Raw genomic sequence first — 7,328 nt, 5'->3', positions numbered from 1 at the left:
CTGGCTTGTGTCTCGCCTGAGGAAAGGGCGTGAACAGACGAGTCGTTCTTTTTTTGAGTCAGCCTCGTTTAATGAAGTAAGAATGAATGCCGTTAACGTGGAAGGTCATACCCAATGACGACAAGTCCCGGTCCTGTATGTGAACCGATCGCTGCGCCAGCGATCGTCAAGATGACTTCGCTTGGTGAAAACTGTGCTTCAATCAATTGTTTTAATTGTTCTGCGCGTTCGATTGAATCCCCATGACCAATCATGATTCGATGTCCGTCAATCGCAGGACGTGCTTCTTCCATCCACTCGACGATCCGGTTCATGACCTTTTTCTGACCTCGGATTTTTTCTTTCGGAATCAGCTTCCCATCTTCGACGGTCAACAGTGGCAAGATCGATAGGAGACCACCAATGAAGGCGCTAGCTCGCGAAACGCGTCCACCGCGCATCAAATATTCGAGTGATTCGACTGTAAACAGATGACGAATCGTATTCACCTTGGCTTCAGCATAAGCCGCTGTTTCTTCAAACGAATGCGTCTTCGCATATTCTGCGACGTCAAGAACGAACAATCCTTGTCCTGTCGAAGCGGTTTTCGTATCGAGTACGAGATAGGGCACGTTCGGATACTTTTCGGCGAGTTCGTCCGCGAGCATCTTCGCGGTTTGGTACGTTCCCGACAATTCGCTCGAGAAGGCGAGATAGAGGAAGGGATCACCTTGTTCGAAGTGACGCGTGAACACCTCGACCATCCGGCTGACTTCTACTTGGAATGTCTTTGGTGCTGCGCCATCGCGCATCTTATCATATAGTTGTTTCGGAGATATCGATTCTCCATCGAAGAACGTGTCTTCGTCGATCAATACGCCGAACGGCATGATCGTAAAATCATAAGCATCTAACATGTCTTTTGGTGCATCGGCACCACTGTCTGTGATCAATCGGATCATCACGTTGTCTCCTTTCTTAACCTAGAGCTTTTTCGTTTCGATCAAGCATCCGACTTAAATTGACACCGAATCGCTCGTTCTCGAGTTCCGTCAAAGTCGCTGGTGTCAAATCAGCGCCGAGCGCAAGTAACGCCTCATAGGAACGGCGTAAGCAGTCCTCGACCGTCAATGAGGTACCGAGTAATTCTTCAAGCGAAGCCATCGTTTCCGGGACAATGGTTGGATAGACGAATTTCGTCGTCTCGCCTTGAAGCGCTGCTGCGTAAAAGTCACGGACTAAAGCGGCGCGCTGACTCCCACTTCCGTTGACACAGAGGTAGATTTGAACGGCAACGCCACCACGGACGCGCCGCTGCGAGATACCGGCGAACTTTTTACCGGCGATCGACAGGTCATAAGAACCGGGACAATACGATCCAACGACTTCACCGGCGACGATCGCGTCCGTTTCCTGCGCGAACATGCGACGGACGAGCGCAAGCATCGCTTCGTAACCACTGTCGATATCGATCCCGCCGCGTTCCGGTAGGACGAGTGAAATATTCAAGACACCAGCGTCGAGGACGACGGCAAGACCACCTGAATTACGGACGACGGGTGAGAAACCATGTTCATGCAGGACAGCTACACCGTCAGCAAGATGAGGAAGACGGGCATCCTGGATGCCGAGGACGACGGTTTCGTGGTGAATCCAAGAGCGGAGTGCGGCTCCTTCTGTTGCAACAGAGGCACATAATGTGTCGTCCATCGCAAACGATTGTGTCGCATGGAAAGCAGTTCCGAGTGACGTTTGATCAAAAATACGATAATGTTCTTGTTTTAAGAGTTCGATTCCCATAGGCTCGTTCCTTTATTGTAGATTTGCGACATCATTATAGCATAGGGTGTGTAAAGTTTCTGTGCGAAGCGCCGCGGGAGACAGGAATCCTTGGAAACAAAACCGAACAACAACGACATAGACACGATTTAAAGGAGAGAAACATATGTATCAATCATTAGGACAATTAAAGGAAACGAAGGTCTTCAAGGATCCGGTTCATCGCTATATCTATGTCAGTGATCAGTTGATTTGGCAACTGATCGGTACACGTGAATTTCAGCGACTACGCCGAATCAAACAACTCGGAACATCCTTTTTGACGTTTCATGGGGCGGAACACACGCGATTCCATCATTCACTCGGTGTCTATGAAATCACGCGTCAACTGATCGATGTCTTCAACGGTCGCGCCGATTGGGACGATCAGTACCGGGAGTTGACACTGGCTGCGGCACTCTTACACGATGTCGGACACGGTCCGTTTTCGCACGCATTCGAGAACGTCTTCGGTGTTAACCACGAGACGTGGACGGAGCGGATCATTCTCGGGGATACGGAAATCAAGAAAGTCCTCGACCAAGTCGGAGACGGATTTGCGGAAGAAGTAGCGTCGATCATCAACAAGACGCACCCGAATCAACTGCTTGTTACGATGATCAGCTCACAACTCGACGTTGACCGGATGGATTATTTATTGCGCGATGCGCATTTTGCCGGTGTCAGCTACGGAAAATTCGATCTCGAGCGGATGCTTCGGGTATTGCGTCCAGCCCATAATCAGATGGTCGTCAAACAATCGGGAATGCATTCGATCGAAGACTACATCATGCGGCGGTATCAGATGTATTGGCAAGTCTACCTGCATCCGGTGACACGATCGAGTGATTACCTATTAAAGGCTATTCTTGAGCGGGCGCAGGAGTTGTACCTGTCCGCATATCCGTTTGCGATCGCACCAATCCATTTGATGCCGCTATTTGATCAGAAGATGGAGTTGCGTGATTTCCTTGGGCTCGATGAGACAATCGTCTACTTCTATTTTCAGCAGTGGGCGAATGAGCAGGATCCAATCCTTGCAGATCTCTCGAGGCGATTCGTTGACCGGAAGTTGTTTAAGTATGTCGATTACCCGGCTGAAAAACGGGAACTCGTCCACGATAAGTTGTGTGAGTTGTTCGAAGCAATCGGCTTGAATCCGACGTATTATCTGCTTGAAGATAAACTCAGTCGTCTTCCTTACGATTTATATGGAGATAACGGTGAAATTAGTAAGCAGCCGATCATGCTACAGATGAAGGGTGGGCAGATGAAAGAGATTTCGCAAGTTTCACCGCTCGTTCAAGCCATTGCGACGTCACGCCAAACGGATGAGAAGCTGTTCTTCCCGCAAGAAATTTTGCACGACTTGCGCGAACATGCGAATGAGAAGATGCAAATCGACCAGTTATTGATTGGTAATGTGACATCATGATATCGTCCGCTGTCCTTACGAACATCTTGCAACAGCTTGGACAGGAGGGGGGAGAGGTCGAAGTCTTAAAAGGCGCGACATCCTCCCTTGTTTTTCGGGTCGGTGAGGGAATTCTTCGCGTCCATACGAATCAGGACTGGCTACATGAGGAGCCTGATCTTGTCTTGCACGAGGTGTTTGCGTTACGAGCAGCAGGTGACTTAGCACCAGATGTGTTGGACTATCAAACAGATGTTAGGGACGAAATACCGCCGTGGATATATATGACGCGTTCACCGGGAGAGATCCGGCTTGATCAGGTAGATGAGCAATATGTCGAACGACTAGCACAGATGCTTGCGGCAATCCATACACTACCGATACCAGAATCTCTTTATGTCTATCAGCCGTATGCGACGGAACGTCACGTTCCGACGTGGACGCAGCATCCGGAGAGATGGCGTCAGCTACTGGCGGTCGAACCGATCGAAAGTCAAACAATCCGATTTATTCATCGGGATTTCCATCCGGTCAATGTGTTATACGAAATGGATGGGACGTGTCATACGATTGATTGGATTAATGCGTGTGTAGGTCCCATTGAAGTCGACCTTGCGCATTGTCGTTTGAATCTTGCCTTGCTCGAATCCGTCGAGATGGCGGATCATTTTTTAAAAAGTTACCTTAAACAGACGAACCGTTTGTACGATCACGGGTGGGATATTCGGGCTGTTTTTGATTTTGGACCGGAAACGATTGACGTCTATTCGGGGTGGAAAGCATATGGAAGGCAAAACCTCAGTCAGGACAATGTTCGGGAACGCTTGGAAAAGTTTGTCTTGAAAGTCTATGAAAATAACGAAAGCGGTTACTAAATGAACTTTTCCTCTTGTAGTTCTTCGAAATATTGATTATTCTATTACTTGGAAAGAAATTAAACGTCAGACATCGTACGAATGTACAACTGATAAACAACTAATAGATAGAGGGGTACTTCATGAAATATCTTATCGCACTACTCGGACTGGCTATCGTTTTTGGTTTGGCGCTCCTTGTCAGCAGCAATCGTAAAGACATCAAATTGAAACCGCTTGCGGTCATGCTAGTTCTTCAGCTCGTACTTGGGTTCATTTTACTCAATACATCGTTCGGATATATCGTCATTCGTGGCGTCGCGAAAGTCTTTGAAAAACTGCTGAGTTATGCGGCAATCGGGATTGATTTCGTCTTTGGTGGGCTAGCGAACGAAGGTGCACAACCGTTCTTCATTAACGTCTTGCTACCAATCGTTTTCATCTCTGCCTTGATCGGAATTCTACAATTCACAAAGATTTTACCGATCTTGATGCGCGGTATCGGTTTCGTCTTGTCGAAAATCAACGGGATGGGGCGTCTCGAGTCTTACAACGCGGTTGCTTCAGCTGCGATCGGACAATCAGAAGTATTCATCACAGTAAAAAAACAAATTGGTCAATTACCAGCAAACCGTCTTTACACATTGTGTGCATCAGCAATGTCGACGGTTTCGATGTCAATCGTCGGTGCGTACATGACGATGGTAGAACCAAAATATGTCGTTACAGCAATCGTCTTGAACTTGTTCGGTGGTTTCATGATCGTCTCAATCATCAACCCATACACGGTTGACCCGGAAGAAGATATTCTTGAAATCGTCGAAGAGAAGCAAACGTTCTTCGAAATGCTCGGCGAATACATCATGGATGGATTCAAAGTCGCAATCATCGTTGGTGCGATGTTGATCGGTTACAATGCTTTGATCGGAATGGTCAACGATATCTTCCTGATGGTTCTCGATATCTCGTTCCAAGAAATTCTCGGATACATCTTTGCACCATTCGCATTCATCATGGGTGTTCCATGGGCGGAAGCCGTCAGTGCCGGTAGTGTCATGGCAACGAAATTGATCACGAACGAATTCGTTGCGATGTTGAGCCTTCCAGAATATTCAAAAGAATTCTCGGAACGTACACTCGGAATCGTGTCGGTCTTCTTGATCTCGTTCGCGAACTTCTCGTCAATCGGAATCATCGCTGGTGCGGTTAAAGGATTGAACGACCGCCAAGGAAGCGTTGCAGCTAGTTTTGGTCTGAAGTTACTCTACGGCGCAACACTCGTCAGTGTCTTGACGGCAATCGTCGTCAGCGTCTTGCTATAATCGTTACACATATGAAAGAGCAATGGATCAGCAGATCCATTGCTCTTTTTGTTTTTCATTCAGTTGATCCATGCGAAGCAATCCCGACACGGACACGATGATGTGTTCCGTCACGATAAACTTCAAAGGCGAACTGTGCGACGTTTTCCCGGGGAATCGGTCCTGTCGATGCAGTGAAGCGTGTCGTCTCAATTAACAAGTCGTCAGCAGCAAGTGCTTTGTCTTCCGTCAGTTGTGTTGGACAGATGACGGTGAAGTCGACGTCTGCATCCTTTAAAGTTAAATAAGCTTTCAGGTGATCCTCTGCTGCGATTGTCGAGCGTCGACGGGACTCACTCGATTGGAAACGATACTTTCCTGGTTCTTCTGATGCATCGAGAATGCCTGCTGTACCGATGAAGACGATCCGTTCGATGCCTGCTTCCTTCATCTTCGTGACGAGATGTGGAATCGCTGTCGAAAGGACCTGCTGTTGATCGGTACCGAGACAACTGAAGACAGCGGTGCTTCCTACAAGTGCTTGTTCGAGATCCTCTGGATTTGTCGCATCTCCTGTCAGGACGTGAAGTCGGTCATGGACGGGTAAGTCCGGTGACGTGGAACGTACGAGTGCACGAACGTCGTAGCCGTCTTCTAATAACCGATCAATCAAAGGTCGACCTGTTCGACCGGTCGCACCAAATACAGTAACAGTAGTCATAGGTTTTCCTCCTTAGAGATCAAGTAGATGGGAAAAAGAGACGTGCGGTAACGACCGGACGTCTCTTGTTGGTTATTTATCCGCGAACATGACGCCAGCTTGACCGTAATCTGTTTTTTCCATCTCTTCGATGAAGACCGTGATGTTTTCTTTAGGAGCATTCGTCGTTTCCGACACTGCTTCCGTGACTTTTTCAATCAAAGCACGTTTTTGTTCGACTGTACGACCCGATAACATTTTAACCGTAACATATGGCATGACTTCATTTCCCCCTCTAGCTTGATGACGATACGCCATCAGTATAGCGCATTCGATAGGGGATTCGTCAATTCGAACATCGTTTTCGAAAAAGAAGGGTATAAGGTAGGAGCTATTCTTGTCGGAAGCGAAGGTAGTCATACACATACGGCAGAAAAGGAGAGACATATGGACGCAATCATACGGAAGAAGATTCATACGTTACTGATTTTTGATCGGGCGTTACCGGAAGATACGAATTATCCGTTGTCTGGTGCTAAAGGACTCGAAGTCGCAGATATCGTCTTTGAACAGAACATTCCATTCGGACGACTCGTAACGGATAAAGAACTCGCTCAACTGCTGAATCAAAAAGAAGCAAAGCGATACGGGATGTTGACGTTGCTTGAAGACGATGTACGTTTCAAACCGTTGTTTCAAAATCGAAAACCGACAGCTGACATGGAAGAAGAGGTCGAGGCGAAGGTACGAGAACTCGCGCATCAGTTACGTGCGATTCGGTCGCGGTGTTCTTCGCTGGAACGTCTCTTCTTGTTCGGTCGTGCGGCGCAAACCCTGTTTGATCGCGCTTTGCTTCACCTTGAAGAGGTTAATCCCCCGGCTCACGAGGAAATTGCGTCCATGACGTGTTATCGTCTCCCGACGATTCGCCGAGCATCAGAGGAACAATTACAGTTACTTCGTTATGAGTGACTGGTTGCAGACACCTCGGAATACGGTATGATAGAAGCAACAGGATTAAAAGGGGACAAAACACGATGGAAAAAAAGATTAACTTCAATATCATTTCAGATAACTCTACAGACGGTCACGGAGGATTTGGTGTCGGAACACTCAGTTTAAACAGTATGTCACCCGTCATCATTTCTCCGGAAGACGGCGAAGCTTACATCGATATGGGTGCGATGCACGCGAAAGCAGCAATCGAGAAACGCGTCAAGTTCACGACGGATAAAGCCGATACGCCAAACGGTAAATTGTAC

The 7,328-nt window shown here is 47.7% G+C and carries 9 protein-coding genes; 5 read left to right on the top strand and 4 right to left on the bottom strand.

What is annotated here, in order from left to right:
* Positions 1-92: 92 nt before the first annotated feature.
* Both B4F99_RS06615 and B4F99_RS06610 read right to left on the bottom strand, forming a co-directional pair.
* Positions 93-941, bottom strand: coding sequence for a DegV family protein (locus B4F99_RS06615; protein ID WP_290756138.1), 849 nt, complete (start codon positions 939-941; stop codon positions 93-95).
* A 16-nt stretch (positions 942-957) separates the two neighbouring features.
* Positions 958-1,779, bottom strand: coding sequence for a lipoate--protein ligase family protein (locus B4F99_RS06610; RefSeq protein ID WP_290756136.1), 822 nt, complete (start codon positions 1,777-1,779; stop codon positions 958-960).
* Positions 1,780-1,924: 145 nt separating this feature from the next.
* Between B4F99_RS06610 and B4F99_RS06605 the strand changes: the two genes are divergently transcribed.
* From B4F99_RS06605 to B4F99_RS06595, 3 genes are all read left to right on the top strand, one after another.
* On the top strand, positions 1,925-3,232 hold the full coding sequence (locus B4F99_RS06605) for an HD domain-containing protein (protein ID WP_214856222.1): 1,308 nt from the start codon (positions 1,925-1,927) through the stop codon (positions 3,230-3,232).
* Entirely contained in the window at positions 3,229-4,086 is an 858-nt protein-coding gene (locus B4F99_RS06600; protein WP_214856221.1) for a phosphotransferase family protein, read from the top strand. Before B4F99_RS06605 ends, B4F99_RS06600 begins: the two co-directional genes overlap by 4 nt.
* 122 nt (positions 4,087-4,208) lie before the next feature.
* Complete coding sequence (locus B4F99_RS06595) at positions 4,209-5,387, top strand: NupC/NupG family nucleoside CNT transporter (RefSeq protein WP_290756132.1); 1,179 nt, start codon at positions 4,209-4,211, stop codon at positions 5,385-5,387.
* A gap of 55 nt (positions 5,388-5,442) precedes the next feature.
* Here B4F99_RS06595 and B4F99_RS06590 read toward each other — a convergent pair whose 3' ends face one another.
* Both B4F99_RS06590 and B4F99_RS06585 read right to left on the bottom strand, forming a co-directional pair.
* Positions 5,443-6,087: an NAD(P)-dependent oxidoreductase gene (locus tag B4F99_RS06590; protein ID WP_290756130.1), complete on the bottom strand. Its 645-nt coding sequence runs from the start codon at positions 6,085-6,087 to the stop codon at positions 5,443-5,445.
* Positions 6,088-6,159: 72 nt separating this feature from the next.
* A complete protein-coding gene (locus tag B4F99_RS06585; RefSeq protein ID WP_023466792.1) occupies positions 6,160-6,345 on the bottom strand; it encodes a 2-hydroxymuconate tautomerase in 186 nt (61 codons plus the stop codon).
* Positions 6,346-6,513: 168 nt separating this feature from the next.
* On the opposite strand from B4F99_RS06585, the gene B4F99_RS06580 reads away from it, so the two are divergent.
* Both B4F99_RS06580 and B4F99_RS06575 read left to right on the top strand, forming a co-directional pair.
* Complete coding sequence (locus tag B4F99_RS06580) at positions 6,514-7,038, top strand: hypothetical protein (protein ID WP_023466793.1); 525 nt, start codon at positions 6,514-6,516, stop codon at positions 7,036-7,038.
* A gap of 65 nt (positions 7,039-7,103) precedes the next feature.
* A partial coding sequence (locus tag B4F99_RS06575; protein WP_290756127.1) for a YwhD family protein occupies positions 7,104-7,328 on the top strand: 225 nt, incomplete at its 3' end.

It is taken from the genome of Exiguobacterium sp. UBA3491 (assembly GCF_002377745.1).
Classification (GTDB): domain Bacteria; phylum Bacillota; class Bacilli; order Exiguobacteriales; family Exiguobacteriaceae; genus Exiguobacterium_A.
This window is presented reverse-complemented; position numbering and strand designations above follow the sequence as displayed.